The following is an 18,387-nucleotide window of genomic DNA, read 5'->3' as shown; positions in this document are numbered from 1 at the left end:
GTGTATTTCAACCGCTGCCATGCTTTTTCCCGAACAAGTCTTTCAGATGCGCAACTGCTTGCATCGTCAGGATTTTCGCGTAGCCCTTACCGGTCTGAAAAAACCGTGCCGCAGACAAATTCCTGCTACTGCGTCAGCCTGCGACAAGCAACAAAAAAGGACGCCGAGGCGCCCTTTTTTCTGACTCCGGCTGAAGCCGGAAATGTCTGCGACAGGCTGATCAGACCGCCTGATCGGTGGACGGCTTTTCCCACAGATTGATACCGGCCTCGACCGCATGGCGATCGATATCAGCCAGCTCCTGCGCGCTGAAATTCAGCTTGCTCAGCGCCGCCACATTTTCGATCACCTGCTGCGCACTGCTGGCGCCGATCAGCACCGAAGTCATGCGCGGATCGCGCAGGGCCCAGGCCAATGCCAGTTGCGCCAGACTCTGCCCGCGTACAGCGGCGATTTCATTGAGCGCGCGCACACGCTGCAGGTTCTGTTCGTTCAGATGCTCGGCCAGCAGCGAATCGCCGCCGGCCTTATTGATGCGCGCATCGGCCGGAATCCCGTTCAGGTATTTATTGGTAAGCAGACCTTGTGCCAGCGGCGTGAAGGCGATGCAGCCGGTACCAAGCTCACCCAGCGCCGGCACCAGATCGGCTTCGATCCAGCGATTGAGCATGTTGTACGAAGGCTGGTGTATGCGCAGCGGCACGCCGCGTGCCCGCAGCAAGGCCGACATCTCGCGCGTCTTGCCGGCCGAATACGAGGAGATGCCGATATACAGCGCCTTGCCTTGCCGGACGGCGCTGGCGAGCGCATCGGCGGTTTCTTCCAGCGGCGTTTCCGGATCGAAGCGATGCGAATAGAAAATATCCACATACTCCAGGCCCATGCGCTGCAGGCTCTGATCCAGGCTGGCCAGCACGTGCTTGCGACTGCCGCCGCCCTTGCCGTAAGGACCCGGCCACATGGACCAGCCGGCCTTGCTGGAGATGATCAGTTCATCACGATAGGGCTTGAAGTCTTCGCGCAGATGGCGACCGAAATTGCTCTCCGCACTGCCGAAGGGCGGCCCGTAATTGTTGGCCAGATCGAAGTGGGTGATGCCGTGATCGAAGGCTGTGCGCAGAATCTGGCGCTGCTGTTCGAATGGCGTGCTGTCGCCGAAGTTATGCCACAGTCCGAGCGAAATCGCCGGCAGTTTCAGCCCGCTCGCGCCGCACTTGCGGTAAGGCATGCTTTCATAGCGCTGCTCGCTGGCCACATAGGGTTTACGCATTTCTTCTCCTGAATTTTATTGATCGCATGAATCTTGTTTCCGGCTATCTCAAACGAGAAAATCCGTCGCATGCCATGCATGCAACGGATGATGCCGCCGTCTATTGTCGGTGCAAATGCAATCCGGCGGGGATGAGCTCTTAATCAGCGCTTGAGCCAGGTCGGCGCGATCTGGGTGCCGAGGCCGGCGCCGTAGCCCAGATAGATGTTAAGGCCGGCCAGCGGTTCAAGATAGCGGGCGTTTTTCAGTCCGCCGGCATCCACCGGAGCAAAGCCGATGCTCTCGATCAAGGCTTGCACTGCACTCTTGGCCTGTGCGTCGTCGCCGGCGAAAAAGGCCGATGCCTTGCTGCCGCCGAAATCGCCGCCTTCGGCCATCACCTGAGCAAACAAGGTATTGAAGGCCTTGACCACCTTCGCGCCCGGCAGCGCCTTGGCGATCTCTTCAGCAGCCGACGAACTGAAGCCGACCGTGATGCCCATGTAATCGGCGGTCAGCGGATTGGTGACGTCGATGATCAGTTTGCCGTTCAGATCGCCCAGCGATTTGAGCGCAGTCACGGCATCGCCGTAGGGCACCGCCACCAGGATCGCCTCGGCATCCCCGGCCGCCTCCGCAGGCGCTTTTGCACCGGCGCCGAACTGATGCGCAACGGTGGCGGCCTTGTCCATGTCGCGGCCGGTGACCGTGACCTGATGGCCGGCCTTGCCCAGCTGCTTGATCATTGCGGAACCGACATTGCCGTAGCCCAGAACTGTTACTTTCATTGCTCGATACTCCTCAGAGGTAAAGCCGGAGCGCACGGTCTTGCGGTGTGCAATCAGCAACGCGCCGGCGGATTTGCTTGAATCGGATTCGCATCACTGCGCACATTTGCGCTGATGGTGTTCAACGAATGAGGACGATGATAGGCAATGCACGGCGCGGGATAAATCAGGGCAGATGAAATGCAGCATCCCAGCTGGTTTGACAATGCGGACCACGAGACTGCGAAGATGAAACCCGCACCGTGCAGGAATGACAAGTCATGTTCCGGCTTGTTGTGATTGGTGCATTTTCTGCACCACTGATTTCAGCCTGCGGCCAATCGGCATCAAATTGGTGAAGCGGGAGACAAGCCGGCTTTATCGCATGCCGCCTCTGGCCATGGCTGCGATGCGCAGATTAAATTGCCTTCACGCCGCCCATGCGATTGTTCATTTTTTGGCATGAATGTTGCATGGGTCATTCCGCTTAGTTCATGGAGTGGACGCATGGAACAGAAAGCTTTGAAATCATGGAGCTGGTCGACGGACCCGCTGACGCTGGAAGAACGCGAGAATGCCTGGAGCGATACGCTGCAGCAGATCACCATGCCGATGGCGCGTTCGCAAGACCATAATTTCCACGGCGACGTTGCCAGTGTGATATCGCCGCTGGGCATAGAATTTTCGCGGCTGCAGGCCTCGCCGCAAACCATTTCCGGGCGCTGCGAAAATTCCTCCGGCTCGATGTGGCTGGCGCTGCTGATCAACGGCACCTTCATCTTCGACGACGGCAATCGCACCACGCATCTGGAACCGGGCGACATCCTTTACGGCCCCACCGGGCGCGATTCCACGCTGAAGCTGCCGGAAGAATTCGGCATGCTGTACATCAAGATTCCCAAGGCGGTGCTGCATCCGCGTCTGCTCAATCCCATCGGCATGCAGGTCGGCGCCTTCCGGCGGCAATCGGGCGGCAACCGGGTGTTCGCCGGCATGCTGCAATCGATCGCCGACAATCTGGAAGACCTGACTGCGGCACAGATCCGGCCCATCGAAATTTCACTGTCCGAATTCGTCATCGCCGGCCTGGCCGAAAGCGCCGCCGTGCATAGCTTTGGTAACGTGGCGCGCGCCGCCAACTTTCATCGCGTGTGTCAGAGCATCGAACAATATCTCGGCGATCCCGAGCTCGACCTGCGCAAGATTGCCGATGAACAGAACGCATCGCCGCGCTACATACAAAAGCTGTTTGAAGAAGCCAATCTCAGTTTCGGCCAATATGTGCGCCAGCGCCGGCTGACGCAATGCCGCGCCGATCTGGCCAGCACGGCGCATCGCAATCTGTCCATCCTGAACATCTGCTTCCGCTGGGGCTTCAACGATGCCGCACACTTCAGCCGCAGCTTCCGCAGCGAGTTCGGCGTCACGCCGCGCGAGTTCCGGCGCGCGCAGCTGGGCGTGGATTTGCAGTAGGCGGATTGCCGGTATCCGGATCGCGGGTTCACCACGTTTTCATGCGGGGGAAGGCAGCGACGATGCTGCGCAACGCCCATAAAAAAAGAGAATGCTTGATGCATTCTCTTTTTTCGAGACCGGGCTGAAAGCGCAATGATCACTCCGATTACGCCGGCCGGCCGATATCCAATAAAACAAAAAACCCGCTCCGCCTGCGCGGAACGGGAAGCAGGACGTCATGAAAATCTTCAGCGCACCGAGGCGATCGGAATGGTGCGCACCTTGTCGGCATATTGTTTTTCGTAAGCCTTCTTGTAGCGCGGCACCAGCCATTGATTGAAGGATTGCTGCGCCTGCTCCTGCCAGGAATAGCGCCCGCGCACCGCATACCTTGAGCGCAGACCGACCTGCACCATCTCGTCCACATGCAGATCCTGGGCCACGATTTCGGCCACCGAGGCCATGGTCATGTCTATGCGCTTCTGGAACAGCTTGTCCTTCATCGCGCCCGGGGCAAACAACACTCCCTGATCCATCACATGCGTCTCGGCGGAATCGGCGCGCAGGATCATGTAGATGATCATGTCGGCGCTGATCACCAGCGACAGCGTCGGCGGCAGGTTGACGAACAGCATGCGGTTGCGGTCGGCCTCGGTCAGATTCGGGAAGATAGGGAACACCGCCTTCTGCGTGATGTTGAACGCGGCATCCGCATGCAGGGTACCGTTGTAGCGGTAGTAACCGGCAGTGTCGTCCGGCAGATCGTCGGGGAACGAAGCCAGCGAACTCGGCACGAAATCATGCAGCGGCCCCATGTGCAGCTTGTTGGCATGGTAGCCGTCGTTATTGTTCTCGAACATGACCTTCCAGTTCCAGGCGTAACTGGCGCCGGGATCGGGGCGCGGTCCTTCGGCCACCGCCATCTGATAATTGGCCACCACACGGTCGATGGTGCTCAGGCGCGGTCCCAGCGGTTCTGCCAGCGGATCGAAGTTGACGAAGATGAAGCCTTGCCAGACCTCCACCTGCAAGGTCGGCAGGCAGAAATCCTTTTTATCGAAGCCCTCGGTCTTTTCCATGGCCGGTGCACCGATCAGGGCGCCGTCCAGCGAATAGGCCCAGTGGTGATACGGGCAGAGAAAAGCGCGGGTGTTGCCATGCCCTTCGGCCACCAGCATGGCGCGGTGCTGGCACACCGCCGACATGGCCTTGATCTGGCCCTGCTGATTGCGTGCAATCAGCAGCGGCTCGCCGATGATGGTGGTGGAAAAATAATCGCCGGAATTGGCCACCCAGGATTCGCGGCCGACACACAGCCATTCGTGGTTGAACAGCGCTTCCTTTTCGAACTCGTAGAAATCGGCATCGGTATAGCACAGTGGCGGCAGTGTCTCGGCCTTGTCTACCGACAGAACCGAGCTGCCCAGCTGATCAAAAAAATCTTTGGCGGGAAAAGCCATTGGTACGCCTCCATTCATCTGCATTGTTCAGGACGGCATCCACCCCGTGAATTGTCGCCGTCGTGAGGCAGATATTAGCCAGCAGCTCTGGCCGATTCTTGCCAAGCCGCGCACGGGAAACAGCACGGAACGCGCACGCAAAGATTGACATTGGCGTGCCATACATCCATGGAAGCCAGGCCGGATGCGCCTGTGCGCGGCGCCGGCTGGTGCAGTTGGCGTTGCTGGCAGCAGCGTAGCCGATGCACGTTTGCACAGACATCAGGCGACGTCTGGAACAGCGATCCGCTTCAGATCAAGCACTGATCCGATGAGCGGAGCTCAGGCGCTGCCGTCGCACCGCGATCTGAGAAATTGGGAACGAATCTTGCATGCCGGCAAAGCCATCTGTCGTGAGCGCCGGATGCACGTTTCGCGTATTTCCCGTGCGCCTGCCATCAAGAAGCAAGTTCAGGCGCTGGCTATCATGCAGAAATGGAAATCTGTCGGCCGTCTGGCAAGCGCTAGCACCATCGGGGCGCCGTCATTCGTCAGTCATCACCGGTCAGGACTGGCCTGGCATTTACTGCGGCGCCGCGACCCAACTTGATTCGCTACTGTCCTCATGTCCCAAGCTACTTCTTATGTGTCGGACCGCCCTGCGCCTGCGCAATGGCTGGCGCAGTTCTGGCGCCTGCTGCCGGTGCTGGCCCAGCGCCTGTTGTCGCGCGCGCTGATGATGCTGTTCGTCGCGCTGATCGTGTTCGTGGTCTTGCGCGTGATGCCGGTCGATCCGCTGGGCATGCTGATGCCGCCGAATGCGACCAAGGCCGATGTCGCCGCACTCAGCCATGCGCTGGGGCTGGATCTGCCCTTGCATCGCCAGTTCATGATCTGGCTGGGCAACGTGCTGCACGGCGACTTCGGCCGTTCCATCCAGTCCGGCCGCGCAGTCGGGCCGCTCATCCTCAATGCCCTGCCGACCACGCTGCAACTGATCTTCTGCGGCTTGTCGCTGGGTATCGCGGTCGGACTCGGCAGCGGCATCCTGGCCTTTCGCTACCGTGGCACGCGCATCGAAAGCGGCATTGATCTCGGCAATAGCGTGGCGATTTCCATCCCCGAGTTTCTGTGGGCCATCCTGATGATTCTGGGTCTGGGCATCGGCTTGCAGCTGCTGCCCTTCCTCGGCCCCATCAATGCCAACATAACGGTGCCGCGCATCACCGGCTTCCTGCTGCTGGACAGTCTGCTGGACGGCAGTCCGGCCGCCTTCGGCAGCGCCCTGCAGCATCTGGTGATGCCTTCACTGGCGATGGCGCTGGGCATTGCACCGCCCATCATGCGCATCCTGCGCTCCAGCCTGATGGAGGTCTACAACGAGGATTACATCGTTGCCGCACGTCTGCGCGGCACCTCGGAAAACCGTATCCTGCTGCGCCATGCCTTGCGCAATGCGGCGCTGCCGACCGTCAGCATGATCGGCCTGCAGGCCGGCACCGTGATCGGCGGCACACTCTTGCTGGAAACCATTTACGGTTTTCCCGGCATCGGCAGCGTGATGGTGACCGCCATCGCCAATCACGATCTGCCGGTGATACAGGGACTGGCGCTGACCTATGCCTTGTCGGTGCTGGTCATGAACATGATGACCGACACCCTGCTGCTGATCATCAACCCGAGGCTGCGCGCATCATGACCACTTCCACTCCCGCCACTTCTTCCGGCAGCGCCGACCCCACCCGCCCATCACGTTTCAGGCGGAGCTTCAGACTGCCCGGCGTGCTGGCCGAACCGCGCGTGCTGATCGGCCTGAGCGTGCTGATCCTGCTGTTGCTGATCGCGCTGTGCGCCCCCTGGCTGGCGCCGCACGCGCCCAACGATCAGGATCTGCTGAGCACGCTGCTGCCGCCGATGTGGTCGGCCGGCGGCAATCCCGACTATCCGCTGGGCACTGATGCCCTCGGCCAGTGCATCCTGTCGCGCATGATCTACGGTGCGCGCGTGGCGATGATCATCGCTACCGTGGCGCCGCTGGGCGCCGCTCTGCTGGGTTGCGTGCTGGCCCTGCTGGCCGGCTATCGCGGCGGCTGGATCGACTGGCTGATCATGCGGGTGGTAGATATCTGGATGTCGTTTCCCGCCATCGTGCTGGCGCTGGTGCTGATGGTGGCGCTGTCGCCGGGACTGGGCAATGTCATCGCCGCCATCGTGCTGGTCGACTGGACCCGCTTCTGCCGCGTGATCCGCAGCGAGGTGGTGGTGCTGCGCCGGCGCGAATACGTGGCTGCCGCACGCATCGCCGGCGCCAATCATCCGCGCGTCATCCTGCGCGACATCCTGCCCGGCGTGATGCCGGTGCTGATCTCCCTGATCAGCATAGAAATGGGCATCGCGGTGGTCGCCGAATCGATACTTTCCTTCGTCGGCATGTCGGTCGACGCCAGCCGGCCGACCTGGGGCATGATGATTGCCGACGGCCTGCAAAACGTGTTCTCTTCACCCTGGGGTCTGATCCTGCCGGTACTGTGCGTGGTGGTCACCGTGCTCGCCACCACCCTGCTCGGCGACGGCCTGCGCCGCAGCACCGACCCTCGCCTGTTGTCCCGCACCGGAGCCAAATCATGAGCCAACCCCTGATGCATGCCGCCGATGTCGGCTATTCGCCGCCGACCACGACCTCGCTCACTACCTCGAAAGCGGGCCTGGCCACGTCGCCTGCGGCCGCTCCCGCACTTCTTCGCGCCAGCGGTCTGACGCTGATCGGCAAACAGCTTTCCGGCAAGCACAGCCGTGCCGAAGTGTTGCGCGACATCGACTTCGCATTGCTGCCCGGCCGCACCCTGGGACTGGTCGGGGAGTCCGGCGCCGGCAAGAGCATGATAGGCCGCGTGATCGCGCGCCAGCTGCCGGACAACTTCGAAGTACAGCAAGGACGTCTCGAATTCGATGGCGCCGATCTGTTGCGCATGCCGCCCGAGCAGCACCGCGCACTGCTGGGCCGCAAGATTGCCTTCATCCCGCAGGAGCCGATGACCGCACTCAACCCGGTGATGACCATCGGCGAACAGTTCGCCGAACATCTGCAGCGGCTGGGCGTACCGAAATCACTGTGCAGGGAACGCAGCATCGAAGCGCTGGCTGAAGTGCTGCTGCCGGACCCGGTCGCGGTGCTCGGCAAATATGCGTTCCAGCTCTCCGGCGGCATGTGCCAGCGTGTGATGATCGCCATGGCCTTCGCCGGCGATCCGGCCCTGGTGATTTCAGATGAGGCCACCACCGCGCTCGACGTCAGCACCCAGGCCCATATCGTCACGCTGATTCGCGGCCTGCAGCAGCGCCGCGGCACCGGCGTCATATTCGTCACGCATGACCTCGGTCTGGCCTCGCACGTCTGCGACGATCTGGTCGTGCTGTACGCCGGCGAGGTAGTGGAACGCGGCCCCGCCAAGATCGTTAGCACCCGCTCGCTGCATCCTTATACGCGCGCCCTGCAACGCGCCAATCCGCAGCTGACCGGCCCGCGTCGCCAACTGCCGCCGCTGCCGGGGCACATGCCCGGCATCACCGATTTCGCCGCACTGCCGGGCTGCCGTTTCCAGCCGCGCTGCGCAGTGGCGACCGAATCCTGCTGCCGGCCCGTGGCGCTACGCGACGCCAATGTCCCGCAGGTGCAGCACAGTCTGCGCTGTGTACATGGGGCTGCAGCGCCCGACCCGCTGCAGCAGCCCGACACCAGAGCGGTGATGGCCGACGGCCCGCTGCAAAGCGAGGCGCCCTTCCTGCGCATCCACAATCTGAACAAGATTTTTCAGCAGCGCGGCTGGCGCCGCGGCAAAGACGTGCAGGCGGTCAAGAACATCAGCTTCGATATCGCACCGGGTGAATTCGTCGGCATCGTCGGCGAAAGCGGCAGCGGCAAATCGACCCTGGGGCGCATGATCATGGGCCTGGAAACGCCGAGCAGCGGCCAGGTGCTGCTCAACGATCAGCGCCTGGGCGACAGCGACGCCGAATGGCAGCGCCGCATCTCTTCGATACAGATGATTTTTCAGGATCCGCGCTCGGCCCTCAATCCGCGCCGGCGCGTCGCCAGCCTGCTGACACAGAGCATGGAAAACCGCCCTGCCATGCGCAACGACCGCGAATTGCGCGCACGCGAGCTGGTGGCCTCGATCGGGCTGGCGCCGGACATGCTGGCGCGCTTTCCCTCGCAGATGTCGGGCGGCCAGCGCCAGCGCGTCAACATCGGACGCGCGCTATGCGATGTGCCGCAATTGCTGGTGGCCGATGAAATCGTCTCCGGCCTTGACGTCTCGGTGCAGGCGCAGATTCTCAATCTGCTGCTGCAGTTGCGGCAACAGCACAAGGTGGCGCTGCTGCTGATCTCGCACGATCTGGCGGTGGTGCGCTATCTGTGCAGCCGGGTGCTGGTCATGCATCGCGGCGAAGTGGTGGAAAGCGGCCCGACCGAAACCGTCTTTGCTGCGCCGGCGCATGTCTACACCAGACAACTTCTGGCGGCGGTGCCGCCATCGGATCCGTTTGCGCGCTGGCCGCAATCGGCCTGAAGCCGCACCGATCAGATAGTCCGGCAGCACTCACGCCGTTCCACATTCAACTCTTTCGTCACACTGACTTCATTCATGTCTTCTTCCGCTTCTGCAACTACTTCCGCATCCGGCCGCATGCCGCTGATGTTCCTTGGTCACGGCAATCCCATGAACGCGCTGGACGACAACCGCTTCACGCAATCCTGGGCCCGGCTCGGCCAGATGGCCGGCAAGCCGCGCGCGATTCTGATGATCTCCGCGCACTGGCAGACGCGCGGGATTGCCGTCACGGCGCTGGAACAGCCGCCGACTATCCACGATTTCGGCGCCTTTCCTCAGGCGCTGTTCGACGTGCGCTATCCGGCGCCGGGCAGCATGCAACTGGCGCAGCGCGTGCAGCAATTGCTGGCGCCGCAGGAGGTCACGCTCGACAAATCCTGGGGTTTCGATCACGGCACCTGGTCGACCCTGGTGCATGCCTATCCGCAAGCGGACGTGCCGGTCGTGCAACTGAGCATGAACCGGGTCGCCGATCACCGTTTCCATTTTGAAATCGGACAGAAGCTGCAAGCGCTGCGCGACGAAGGCGTGCTGATCATCGGCAGCGGCAACGTGGTGCACAACCTCGGCCGCATGAGCTGGCAAGACCAGAATGCGGAGTTCGACTGGGCCCGCAGCTTTCAGGATCTGGTATGCCGTCAGATCGAGCTGGATCAGCCGGAACCGCTGTTCGATTACGCCGCGCTGGGCACGGCGGCGAATCTTTCGGTGCCCTCCGCCGATCACTATCTGCCGCTGCTGTATGTGCTGGGCGCGCGCCACGCTGAGGATAGCCTCAGTTTCGAGACGCCGGAAATCCAGCATGGCTCGCTCAGCATGATGAGCGTTGTGTTTCGCTGAAAGCCGGATGCAGGGGACGGGCGCCGACGTCAATTTCCCGTGCGCCGCCGGTCAAGACGGTGCAGCTGGGAATGCCTAGCATGAAGGCTGGCAATCTCAACTGACGGAGCAAGCATGTCCCTGATTTCAGACGATCTCGACAATAGAAAAGACACCAAGCCATCCGCGCTGCACCAGCTGTCGGCCACGCCCGAGACCGTGCACTGGGGCTATTTCGATCCGGCGCTGGCGCCGGTGCTGAAGGTGAAGAGCGGCGACATCATCCATGCCGAGGCGGTCACCCACCATGCCGGTGATGCTCCTGATCTGATGATGGACGACGCCATCTGGAAGATCTTCCGCGAGATCCCCGAAGCCGATCGCAATCCCGGCGTACACATCATGACCGGCCCGATCTGGATCGAAGGCGCCCAACCCGGCGACATGCTGGAAGTGCGTTATCTGAGCATGGTGCCGCGCTTTCGCTACGGCTCCAATCTGGCCGCGAACTGGGGCCATCTGTACAAGGACTTCGACGAGAAGGAACGCGTCACCATCTATCGCATGGATGCCAACGGCAACCATGCCCAGGCGCACTACGCCTATGATTTCAAGGGCAAGTACCTCACCCCCGGCACGGTCACCCATTGCCCCGAATGCGATCGTCAGCAGACGCTCAACGGCATCCGCATTCCGGTGCGGCCGCACCTCGGCACGGCCGGCGTCGCACCCGACATTCACGGCCGCGTCAGCACCATTCCACCCGGCCTGCACGGCGGCAATATCGATAACTGGCGCATCGGCGCCGGCGCTACCATGTACTACCCGGTAGCGGTGGATGGCGCGCTGTTTTCGATAGGCGATCCGCACATCTCGCAAGGAGACGGCGAGATCAGCGGCACCGCGATCGAGGCTTCGCTGGACGTGGTGTTTCAGGTGATCCTGCGCAAGGATTTCCACTTCCCTTCCCCGCTGCTGGAAACCGCCGACAGCTGGATCGTGCACGGCTTCGATGAAGATCTCAACAAGGCCATGCGCAACGCCTCGCTGGATATGCTCAGACTGCTCAATGAGCATCATGGCCTGTCGCGCAACGACAGTTATTCGCTGATGAGCGTGGCGGCCGATTTCGGCGTGACGCAGGTAGTCGACACGCGTCAGGGCGTGCATGCGCGCATCTCGCGTTCGCTGTTCCCGGCGGCGGAAGAGCGGCTGGCGGCGCAAAAGAAAAAGCAGGACGGCGAGGCCTGAGGCCATGGATCGCCTGCGCGAAATTTCCTGCTTTGTCTCGGTGGTGGAAGCCGGCAGCTTCGTGCGCGCGGCCGATATCGTCGGCGTCTCCAAGGCGGCGGTGTCGCGTGCGGTGCTCGATCTGGAACAGCGGCTCGGCATGCGGCTGCTGCACCGGAACACGCGCAGCCTGTCGCTGACCGATGCCGGCCATGACTACTGGCAACGCTGCAAACACATTCTGGAAGAGCTGGCCGAGGCCGACGACGTGGTCAGCGCCGATGGCGGCCAGGTGGTGGGCCAGTTGCGCATCAGCGCACCGCATTCGTTCGGCATCCTGCATCTGGCGCCGCTATGGCCGGACTTCATGCGGCTGCATCCCGGCATACGGCTCGACATCCATCTCTCCGACCGCATGAGCGACATCGTCGGCGAGGGCTTCGACCTGGCGATCCGCATCGCGCAGCTGCAGGATTCCATGCTGGCGCAGCGCAGGCTGGCCGGCACCCGCATCGTGGCCTGTGCCGCGCCGGCCTATCTGGCGACGCACGGAACGCCGGGGCATCCGGCCGAGCTGGAACGCCATCAGGTGATCGCCTACAGCTATTTCATGCACAAGGACGAGTGGCATTTCGACGGCAACGAGGGGCCCGTCGCGGTACGTACACGTGCACTGATGCAGGCCAATAACGGCGACACCTGCCTCAGCGCCGCGCTGGCCGGCATGGGCATCATCCTGCAACCGGATTTTCTGGTGGCGCCGTACATCGCACGGCGTCAGCTGGTGCCGATACTGCCGGCCTACCCGGTGCGCGAGATGGGCATTTATGCAGTGTTTTCCAGTCAGCGCCATCTGCCGCTCAAGGTGCGCGCCATGATCGATTTTCTGGTCGCGGCATTTGATCGCGTGGACTGGAATACGGGCGTGGCCGGAAGCCGCACGCCGGGCGTCGGCACCTTGGCTTATGCGGCGGCGGCCTGAAGCGCAGCGCGCTGCGCATGCAAGATTTCATACGCCGCCGAACAAGACCGCCGAAGCAAGCGGGGACAGAATCAGAATCAGAGCCGATGCATTACATGCAAGCAGCAACGATAGCCAGTAAAAGACAAACGACACCAGGGAGTGGCACATGCAATACGAGACCATCAGGGTTGCGCCCAGCACCATCCGCATCGGCGCAGAGATATCCGGAGTCGACTTCACCGGGACGCTGCACCCGCAGCAGATCAGGGAATTGAACGCTGCACTGATCGAGCATCAGGTGCTGTTCTTCCGCGACCAGAAAATGGACATGGCCAGTCACGAACGCGCCGGCCGCGTCTTCGGCGAGCTGATCGAGCACTCCGGCGTGGCCGGGGTCGACGGACATCCGCATGTGGTGGCAATTCACGCCGATGCCGACTCGAAATACGTGGCCGGCGAAGCCTGGCATTCCGATCTGAGCTGCAATGCCGAACCGCCGCTGGGCAGCATGCTGTATCTGCACACGATCCCGCCGGTCGGCGGCGACACCTTGTTCTCCAGCATGTATGCGGCCTACGATGCCTTGTCGCCGCGCATGAAGACCTATCTGGAAGGACTGACCGCGGTGCATGACGGCGAGCGCATCTATCGCAAGCATACCGACGATCCGAACAAGCGCTTCCCCATCTCCAGCCACCCGGTGGTGCGTACGCATCCGGTATCCGGACGCAAAGCGCTGTTCTGCAATTCGCAATATGTGACGCACATCAATGAAGTCGACAAACACGAGAGCGAGGCCATCCTGAAGTTTCTGTTTCAGCATTGCGCACAGCCGATGTTTCATGTGCGCTTTCGCTGGCAACCGCATTCGGTGGCCTTGTGGGACAACCGCTGCGTCGAACATTCGGCGATCTGGGATTACTTCCCGCAGCTGCGTTCCGGTTATCGCGTGACTATCGGCGGCGACAAGCCGTTCTGATTTGTCGCGACAGGCATCCGTTCGACCACCATAGCCGCGAGGATACGCACCATGTTCAACCGCAGAGATTTCCTGACAAAAATTCCGGCAGCGCTGCTGGCGGGCGGCGCCACCATGCATCTGCGCGATGCGCTGGCGGCGATGGAGGGCCGCTCCGCCACGGTCGCCTTCCCGCTTGACGTGGCCAGCTGGGACCCGGTGGTATCCGCCAATCCGACCATCTCGGCGATCTACAAATGCGTGTTCGATCAGCCGCTCGAGCTGGCTCCCGGCCTTGGCTTCGCCGGCAGCGTGGTGGCTGAACACAAATGGCTGAGCAAGGACTGTACGGTGCTGGAACTGACGCTGCGCGACGGCGTGCGGTTTCACAATGGCGACCGGCTGACTTCGGACGACATCCGGTTCACCTTCTACGATCGCGTGAAGAACGACAAGGCGAGCTTGCTGGCCGGCGTCTGGAACAAGATAGAACGCATCGATACGCCCTCGCCGCTGAAAGCGGTGATGCATTTCAGCCAGCCGATGGCAACTGCGCCGGCCATGCTGGCGGACATCCCCGCCTACATCCTGCCACGCGCCTACTACGAGAAGGTCGGCAAGGAAGGCTTCATGCAAAAGCCGGTCGGCTCGGGCCCGTTCAAGCTGCTGGATTATCAGCGCGAACAGCGCATCGTGCTGGCCGCGCATGAGGGCTATTGGAAAGGCGCACCGAAGCTGAAGCAGGTGGTTTTTCAGATCACCAAGGATCCGACCGCGCGGGCGGCGGCGCTGCAATCTGGTTCGGCCGATATCACCATGAATCTGCCGGTGCGCGAAGCAGAGCGTCTGGGCAGCCTGCCGGACATGGAGCGCCACATCGATCCGACCACCGGCGTGATCCTGCTGCAGATGGTCAACAAGGGCATCTTCACCGATCGCAATCTGCGCCTCGCAGCCCATCATGCGCTGGACAAGCCGAGCTTGTCGCGCGCACTCTTCAACGGCCACGCGACACCGATCTGGCTGCCGGCCGGGCCGGGCATGCCCGGCTATGTCGAAGGTTTCCAGATCCCCTACGATCCGGCCAAGGCCAGGACGCTGCTGGCGCAGGCCGGCTACAGCGAGAGCAAGCCGGCACGCTTCAGGTTCTATACCACCAAGGGTGTATTTGCCAGCGACTTCGACATCGCCCGCGCCATCGTGCAGATGTGGAAGCGCGTCGGCATCGAGGCCGAGCTGCAGGTGCTGGAAGGCCCGATGATGTACGAATACCAGAACAACGGAAAATTCGACGGCCCGGTGCTCAAGCCCTTCAATCCGGCCGGCGGCGATCCCGGCACCTACTCCGGCTATATGCTCGACCCCAAGGTCAGCTTTTCGATCTGGAAGAGCGATGACATCCCGCCGCGCCTGTATCCGCTGATGGCCGAACCGGATCAGGAGAAACGTCTGGCCGGTTTTCGCAGCTTCGATCAGTGGCAGGTGGAACAGGGCTATTCGATCCCCCTGTTCCTCGGCCTGTCGACCGTGGTGTCGCGCAAGGCGCTCAGATTCCAGCCCTACCGCAGCGGCGTGCTGATGCCGTACAGCTGGGCCTGATTCCTTCATCAACCGGCACCGCGCCACAGGCATCCGCATGGAACAACTCACCGTCAGAGTCGCCCGCAAGTACCGCGACGCCGCCGATATCGCCGTCTTCGAACTGGAGGACGTGGCGCAATTGCCGTTGCCGCCATTCTCGGCCGGCGCCCATATCGACGTCCATGTCGCACCGGGGTTGGTGCGCCAGTATTCGCTGTGCAACGATCCGGCCGAACAGCACCGCTATGTGATCGGCGTGTTGCGCGACAAGGATACCCGCGGCGGTTCGGGCGCCCTGCACGACAAGGTGCAGGAGAACGACCTGATCCGCATCGGCGCGCCGCGCAATCTGTTTCCGCTGGCCGCCGCCGAACATAGCCTGCTGCTGGCCGGCGGCATCGGCATCACGCCGCTGCTGTGCATGGCTGAGCATCTGCATCGTGCCGGCGCCGGCTTTGCGTTGCACTATTGCAGCCGCAGCGCCGCGCATGCCGCCTTTCGCGAACGCATTGCTGCAGCGCCGTGGGCGCAACACGCGCATTTTCATTTCGATGACGGCGACAGCAGGCAGCGCTTTGAGCTTGCGGGGTTGCTGGCGGACAGCCCGCGCCATACACATGTCTACACCTGCGGCCCGGGCGGCTTCATTGATCACGTAGTGAGCACCGCCGCCGATTTCGGCTGGGATCCGCAGCAGGTGCATCATGAATATTTCGGCCGTGTTGCAAGCAAGGAAAACGACGGAACAAACACGCAAGCAGACGGCGATCAGGCCTTCGACGTGCGCATCGCCAGCAGCGGCCGGATCATCCACGTCGCGGCGGATATTCCGGTCAGCAGCGCGCTGGCGCAGCATGGCGTCTGCATTCCGGTTTCCTGCGAGCAAGGCGTGTGCGGCAGTTGTGTGACGCGCGTGCTGGAGGGTGAACCCGATCATCGCGATCTGCTGTTCAGTGATGCGCAGCGCGCCGCCAATGATCAGTTCACGCCTTGCTGTTCGCGTTCCCGCAGCAAAATGCTGGTGCTGGATCTGTGAGGCACAAATGACACTACCGGCATCTGCCGGCCATGCGCCGGAGATCGTGGTGCTCGGCAGCATCAACATGGATCAGGTCTTCAGAACTGCCGTGCTGCCGGCACGCGGCGAAACCGTAGCCGGCTCAGGCATGCGCTACGAACCGGGGGGCAAAGGCGCCAATCAGGCGGTGGCCGCTGCGCGCCAGCAAGCCCGCGTCGCGATGATCGCCTGCGTCGGCGTGGATGAGCATGGCCGCACGCTGACGCGCAAGCTGGCGGAAGACGGCATCGACATCAGCCAGGTGCGCACCTGCGCGGCGGCAGTCACCGGGGTTGCGGCCATTCTGGTGAGTGATGCCGGCGACAACAGCATCGTGGTGATCGGCGGCGCCAACCAGCGTCTGAATGCCAGCGACATCGACAGCGCACAGCCGCTGATCGCCCGCGCCGGCGTACTGATCTGCCAGCTGGAATCGCCGCCGGCGGTGGTGGCGCACGCGATGCGCGTGGCCCGCGCCTGCGGCGTGCTCACCGTCTTCAATCCGGCGCCGGCACACGCCATGCTGGCGGAGCTGATGGCGCTGGCCGATGTGCTAATCGTGAATGAAAGTGAAGCGGCGCAACTGAGCGGACTGACGGTCGCGACGACCATACAGGCGCGCGCTGCGGCGCAGGTCTTGTTAAGCATGGGCCCGGCTCAGGTCATCGTCACGCTGGGCGGCGCCGGACTGCTGCTGGCGGAGCCCGGAAGCATCCGCCATCTGGCTGCGCCGGCCGTCAATGTGGTTGACACCACCGCCGCCGGCGACACCTTCGTCGGTGCCTTCGCAGCGGCGCTGGTGCGTGGCGAGACGCTGGATGAAGCCGCCGCCAGTGCGCAATATGCAGCGGCGCTGACCGTGACGCGCCATGGCGCGCAAAGTGCGATTCCCGGCTTGCGCGAAGTGGAACAATTCAGACGCACGGCAGCGCTGCAGACAGGCAGTCAGGCCCCGATCAAAAGCGCTGCGGACTGAAAGCCTGCAGATCGATTTCGGGCGGCAGGCCCGCCAGCAATTGCGCCACGATGCGCCCGGTGCGCACTGAGCAGGTGAGGCCGATGTGACTGTGGCCGTAGGCGTGCACGATGTCGCGGCTGGCGCTGGCGTAGCCGATGCAGGGCATGCCGTCCGAGGTGCTGGGACGGCGTCCCATCCAGAATTTGACGTCCGCCGCCGGCAGATCACGCGGCAGCTTGGGAAAGGCTTTCAAGGCGATGTCGCGCATGATGGCGGCGCGCCGCCAGTCCGGCGCGGCATCGAAGGAGGCGAACTCGACCTGGCCGGCAATCCGCAGACCGCCCTCCATCTGCGTGGCAATCACTTTGTGGTCGGCAATCATCATCGGCGTACGCGCAGTCGCCACCTTGGTCTGGCCGGCAATCGTGGCGTGATAGCCGCGTTCGCTTTCAAGCTGCACGCGGTCGCCGGCTTGCGCCGCCAGCACTTTGGACTGCGCGCCGGCGGCGATCACCGCGAGGTCACAGGCAAGCTCGCCCTCAGCCGTGCGCACCGCCCGCAGCCGTCCGCCCTCAATCCGAAAGCCCAGCGCCTTGCCCTGCACGCGACGTGCGCCGCGCGATTGCGCATACGCATCCAGCGCCTGCATGTAAGCGCCGGGATTGAGGCAATGGCCGGTTTCGTCGACTTGCACGGCAAAGTCGTAGGCCGGATCCAGATCGGGTTCGCGGTGGCGCAGTTCTGCGCCGTCCAGCTCAGTCCAGGTCACCCCCAGCTCGCGCCGCACACCCCAGCCGAAGGCATCGCCCTTGAAATGCTCACGCGAGCGATATACGTGCAGCACGCCCGAGATATCGATCAGATGGCCGACGCCGGCGCGCTGCGCGACTTCCTGATGCAACAGGCGCGCATCCACCGTCAATGAACGCAGTGCCCGCGCCGTGCTGCGCATGCGCTCGCGGCGTGCGCTTGCCAGATTGCGCAGCAGCCACGGCGTCAGTCGCGGCAGATAGCGCCAGCGTATCGCCAGCGGCCCGAGCGGATCGAGCAGAAAACCCGGCACCTTCTTCCACATGCCGGGCTCCACCGGCGGCATCACCGAATGCGCAGACAGCCAGCCGGCATTGCCGTAGCTCGACGCCTCTTCGCTGCCGGCCTCGTTGAAGTCCAGCAGCGTCACCTGCAGCCCCTGATCGAGCGCGTGAATGGCCGACATCAGGCCGATGGCGCCGCCGCCGATGATGACGGCGTGCTGCGAGGAGGAGGTGACGGAAGCGGATGGCAGCATAGGGAATGT

Annotated in this window: 16 protein-coding genes; 12 read left to right on the top strand and 4 right to left on the bottom strand. The window is 62.7% G+C overall.

Going from position 1 to position 18,387, the window contains the following annotated elements; genetic code table 11:
• Positions 1 to 220: 220 nt before the first annotated feature.
• Together mgrA and PQR62_RS06815 are read right to left on the bottom strand one after the other, a co-directional pair.
• A complete protein-coding gene (mgrA, locus tag PQR62_RS06820) occupies positions 221 to 1,270 on the bottom strand; it encodes an L-glyceraldehyde 3-phosphate reductase (RefSeq protein ID WP_408156132.1) in 1,050 nt (349 codons plus the stop codon).
• Between the two features lie 143 nt (positions 1,271 to 1,413).
• Positions 1,414 to 2,037 carry an NADPH-dependent F420 reductase gene (locus PQR62_RS06815; RefSeq protein ID WP_408156130.1) on the bottom strand — a complete coding sequence of 208 codons (624 nt, stop codon included), beginning with the start codon at positions 2,035 to 2,037 and terminating at the stop codon, positions 1,414 to 1,416.
• Between the two features lie 486 nt (positions 2,038 to 2,523).
• On the opposite strand from PQR62_RS06815, the gene PQR62_RS06810 reads away from it, so the two are divergent.
• Positions 2,524 to 3,489 (top strand): helix-turn-helix domain-containing protein, encoded by a 966-nt coding sequence (locus PQR62_RS06810; RefSeq protein WP_408156128.1) that lies wholly within the window; start codon positions 2,524 to 2,526, stop codon positions 3,487 to 3,489.
• A 230-nt stretch (positions 3,490 to 3,719) separates the two neighbouring features.
• Here the strand turns inward: PQR62_RS06810 and PQR62_RS06805 are convergent, their stop codons facing one another.
• Positions 3,720 to 4,931 (bottom strand): aromatic ring-hydroxylating oxygenase subunit alpha, encoded by a 1,212-nt coding sequence (locus tag PQR62_RS06805; protein ID WP_408156126.1) that lies wholly within the window; start codon positions 4,929 to 4,931, stop codon positions 3,720 to 3,722.
• Positions 4,932 to 5,241: 310 nt separating this feature from the next.
• Between PQR62_RS06805 and PQR62_RS06800 the strand changes: the two genes are divergently transcribed.
• The 11 genes from PQR62_RS06800 to rbsK all read left to right on the top strand — a co-directional run bounded on the left by PQR62_RS06800 (position 5,242) and on the right by rbsK (position 17,108).
• Complete coding sequence (locus PQR62_RS06800) at positions 5,242 to 5,520, top strand: hypothetical protein (protein ID WP_408156123.1); 279 nt, start codon at positions 5,242 to 5,244, stop codon at positions 5,518 to 5,520.
• Between the two features lie 15 nt (positions 5,521 to 5,535).
• The gene (locus PQR62_RS06795) at positions 5,536 to 6,609 is read left to right on the top strand and encodes an ABC transporter permease (RefSeq protein WP_408156121.1); all 1,074 of its coding nucleotides are present in this window, start codon (positions 5,536 to 5,538) and stop codon (positions 6,607 to 6,609) included.
• A complete protein-coding gene (locus PQR62_RS06790; protein WP_408156120.1) occupies positions 6,606 to 7,538 on the top strand; it encodes an ABC transporter permease in 933 nt (310 codons plus the stop codon). The genes PQR62_RS06795 and PQR62_RS06790 overlap by 4 nt, the downstream gene beginning before the upstream one ends.
• The gene (locus PQR62_RS06785) at positions 7,535 to 9,481 is read left to right on the top strand and encodes a dipeptide ABC transporter ATP-binding protein (RefSeq protein ID WP_408156117.1); all 1,947 of its coding nucleotides are present in this window, start codon (positions 7,535 to 7,537) and stop codon (positions 9,479 to 9,481) included. Before PQR62_RS06790 ends, PQR62_RS06785 begins: the two co-directional genes overlap by 4 nt.
• 75 nt (positions 9,482 to 9,556) lie before the next feature.
• Entirely contained in the window at positions 9,557 to 10,363 is an 807-nt protein-coding gene (gene ygiD, locus PQR62_RS06780; RefSeq protein ID WP_408156115.1) for a 4,5-DOPA-extradiol-dioxygenase, read from the top strand.
• A gap of 114 nt (positions 10,364 to 10,477) precedes the next feature.
• On the top strand, positions 10,478 to 11,593 hold the full coding sequence (locus tag PQR62_RS06775; protein WP_408156113.1) for an acetamidase/formamidase family protein: 1,116 nt from the start codon (positions 10,478 to 10,480) through the stop codon (positions 11,591 to 11,593).
• Between the two features lie 4 nt (positions 11,594 to 11,597).
• Complete coding sequence (locus PQR62_RS06770; RefSeq protein WP_408156111.1) at positions 11,598 to 12,554, top strand: LysR family transcriptional regulator; 957 nt, start codon at positions 11,598 to 11,600, stop codon at positions 12,552 to 12,554.
• A 148-nt stretch (positions 12,555 to 12,702) separates the two neighbouring features.
• A complete protein-coding gene (locus tag PQR62_RS06765; RefSeq protein WP_408156109.1) occupies positions 12,703 to 13,515 on the top strand; it encodes a TauD/TfdA dioxygenase family protein in 813 nt (270 codons plus the stop codon).
• A gap of 51 nt (positions 13,516 to 13,566) precedes the next feature.
• On the top strand, positions 13,567 to 15,093 hold the full coding sequence (locus PQR62_RS06760) for an ABC transporter substrate-binding protein (protein WP_408156108.1): 1,527 nt from the start codon (positions 13,567 to 13,569) through the stop codon (positions 15,091 to 15,093).
• A 37-nt stretch (positions 15,094 to 15,130) separates the two neighbouring features.
• Entirely contained in the window at positions 15,131 to 16,111 is a 981-nt protein-coding gene (locus PQR62_RS06755) for a PDR/VanB family oxidoreductase (RefSeq protein WP_408156106.1), read from the top strand.
• Positions 16,112 to 16,118: 7 nt separating this feature from the next.
• The gene (gene rbsK / locus PQR62_RS06750) at positions 16,119 to 17,108 is read left to right on the top strand and encodes a ribokinase (RefSeq protein WP_408156104.1); all 990 of its coding nucleotides are present in this window, start codon (positions 16,119 to 16,121) and stop codon (positions 17,106 to 17,108) included.
• On the opposite strand, the gene PQR62_RS06745 is transcribed toward rbsK, so the two are convergent.
• Positions 17,089 to 18,378, bottom strand: a complete 1,290-nt coding sequence (locus tag PQR62_RS06745; RefSeq protein ID WP_408156102.1) for an NAD(P)/FAD-dependent oxidoreductase — start codon at positions 18,376 to 18,378, stop codon at positions 17,089 to 17,091. The genes rbsK and PQR62_RS06745 overlap by 20 nt on opposite strands.
• Positions 18,379 to 18,387: the final 9 nt, after the last annotated feature.

The organism is Herbaspirillum lusitanum, assembly GCF_046025995.1.
In the GTDB taxonomy this organism is placed as follows: domain Bacteria; phylum Pseudomonadota; class Gammaproteobacteria; order Burkholderiales; family Burkholderiaceae_D; genus Herbaspirillum; species Herbaspirillum lusitanum_A.
The sequence above is the reverse complement of the archived record's forward strand: the minus strand, read 5'-3'. Positions and strand labels throughout refer to the sequence as shown.

What these genes read in the sequence shown, in the direction of transcription:
- mgrA (WP_408156132.1), bottom strand. Translation starts at nt 1,270, where the DNA reads ATGCGTAAACCCTATGTGGCCAGCGAGCAGCGCTATGAAAGCATGCCT.
- PQR62_RS06815 (WP_408156130.1), bottom strand. Translation starts at nt 2,037, where the DNA reads ATGAAAGTAACAGTTCTGGGCTACGGCAATGTCGGTTCCGCAATGATC.
- PQR62_RS06810 (WP_408156128.1), top strand. Translation starts at nt 2,524, where the DNA reads ATGGAACAGAAAGCTTTGAAATCATGGAGCTGGTCGACGGACCCGCTG.
- PQR62_RS06805 (WP_408156126.1), bottom strand. Translation starts at nt 4,931, where the DNA reads ATGGCTTTTCCCGCCAAAGATTTTTTTGATCAGCTGGGCAGCTCGGTT.
- PQR62_RS06800 (WP_408156123.1), top strand. Translation starts at nt 5,242, where the DNA reads ATGAGCGGAGCTCAGGCGCTGCCGTCGCACCGCGATCTGAGAAATTGG.
- PQR62_RS06795 (WP_408156121.1), top strand. Translation starts at nt 5,536, where the DNA reads ATGTCCCAAGCTACTTCTTATGTGTCGGACCGCCCTGCGCCTGCGCAA.
- PQR62_RS06790 (WP_408156120.1), top strand. Translation starts at nt 6,606, where the DNA reads ATGACCACTTCCACTCCCGCCACTTCTTCCGGCAGCGCCGACCCCACC.
- PQR62_RS06785 (WP_408156117.1), top strand. Translation starts at nt 7,535, where the DNA reads ATGAGCCAACCCCTGATGCATGCCGCCGATGTCGGCTATTCGCCGCCG.
- ygiD (WP_408156115.1), top strand. Translation starts at nt 9,557, where the DNA reads ATGTCTTCTTCCGCTTCTGCAACTACTTCCGCATCCGGCCGCATGCCG.
- PQR62_RS06775 (WP_408156113.1), top strand. Translation starts at nt 10,478, where the DNA reads ATGTCCCTGATTTCAGACGATCTCGACAATAGAAAAGACACCAAGCCA.
- PQR62_RS06770 (WP_408156111.1), top strand. Translation starts at nt 11,598, where the DNA reads ATGGATCGCCTGCGCGAAATTTCCTGCTTTGTCTCGGTGGTGGAAGCC.
- PQR62_RS06765 (WP_408156109.1), top strand. Translation starts at nt 12,703, where the DNA reads ATGCAATACGAGACCATCAGGGTTGCGCCCAGCACCATCCGCATCGGC.
- PQR62_RS06760 (WP_408156108.1), top strand. Translation starts at nt 13,567, where the DNA reads ATGTTCAACCGCAGAGATTTCCTGACAAAAATTCCGGCAGCGCTGCTG.
- PQR62_RS06755 (WP_408156106.1), top strand. Translation starts at nt 15,131, where the DNA reads ATGGAACAACTCACCGTCAGAGTCGCCCGCAAGTACCGCGACGCCGCC.
- rbsK (WP_408156104.1), top strand. Translation starts at nt 16,119, where the DNA reads ATGACACTACCGGCATCTGCCGGCCATGCGCCGGAGATCGTGGTGCTC.
- PQR62_RS06745 (WP_408156102.1), bottom strand. Translation starts at nt 18,378, where the DNA reads ATGCTGCCATCCGCTTCCGTCACCTCCTCCTCGCAGCACGCCGTCATC.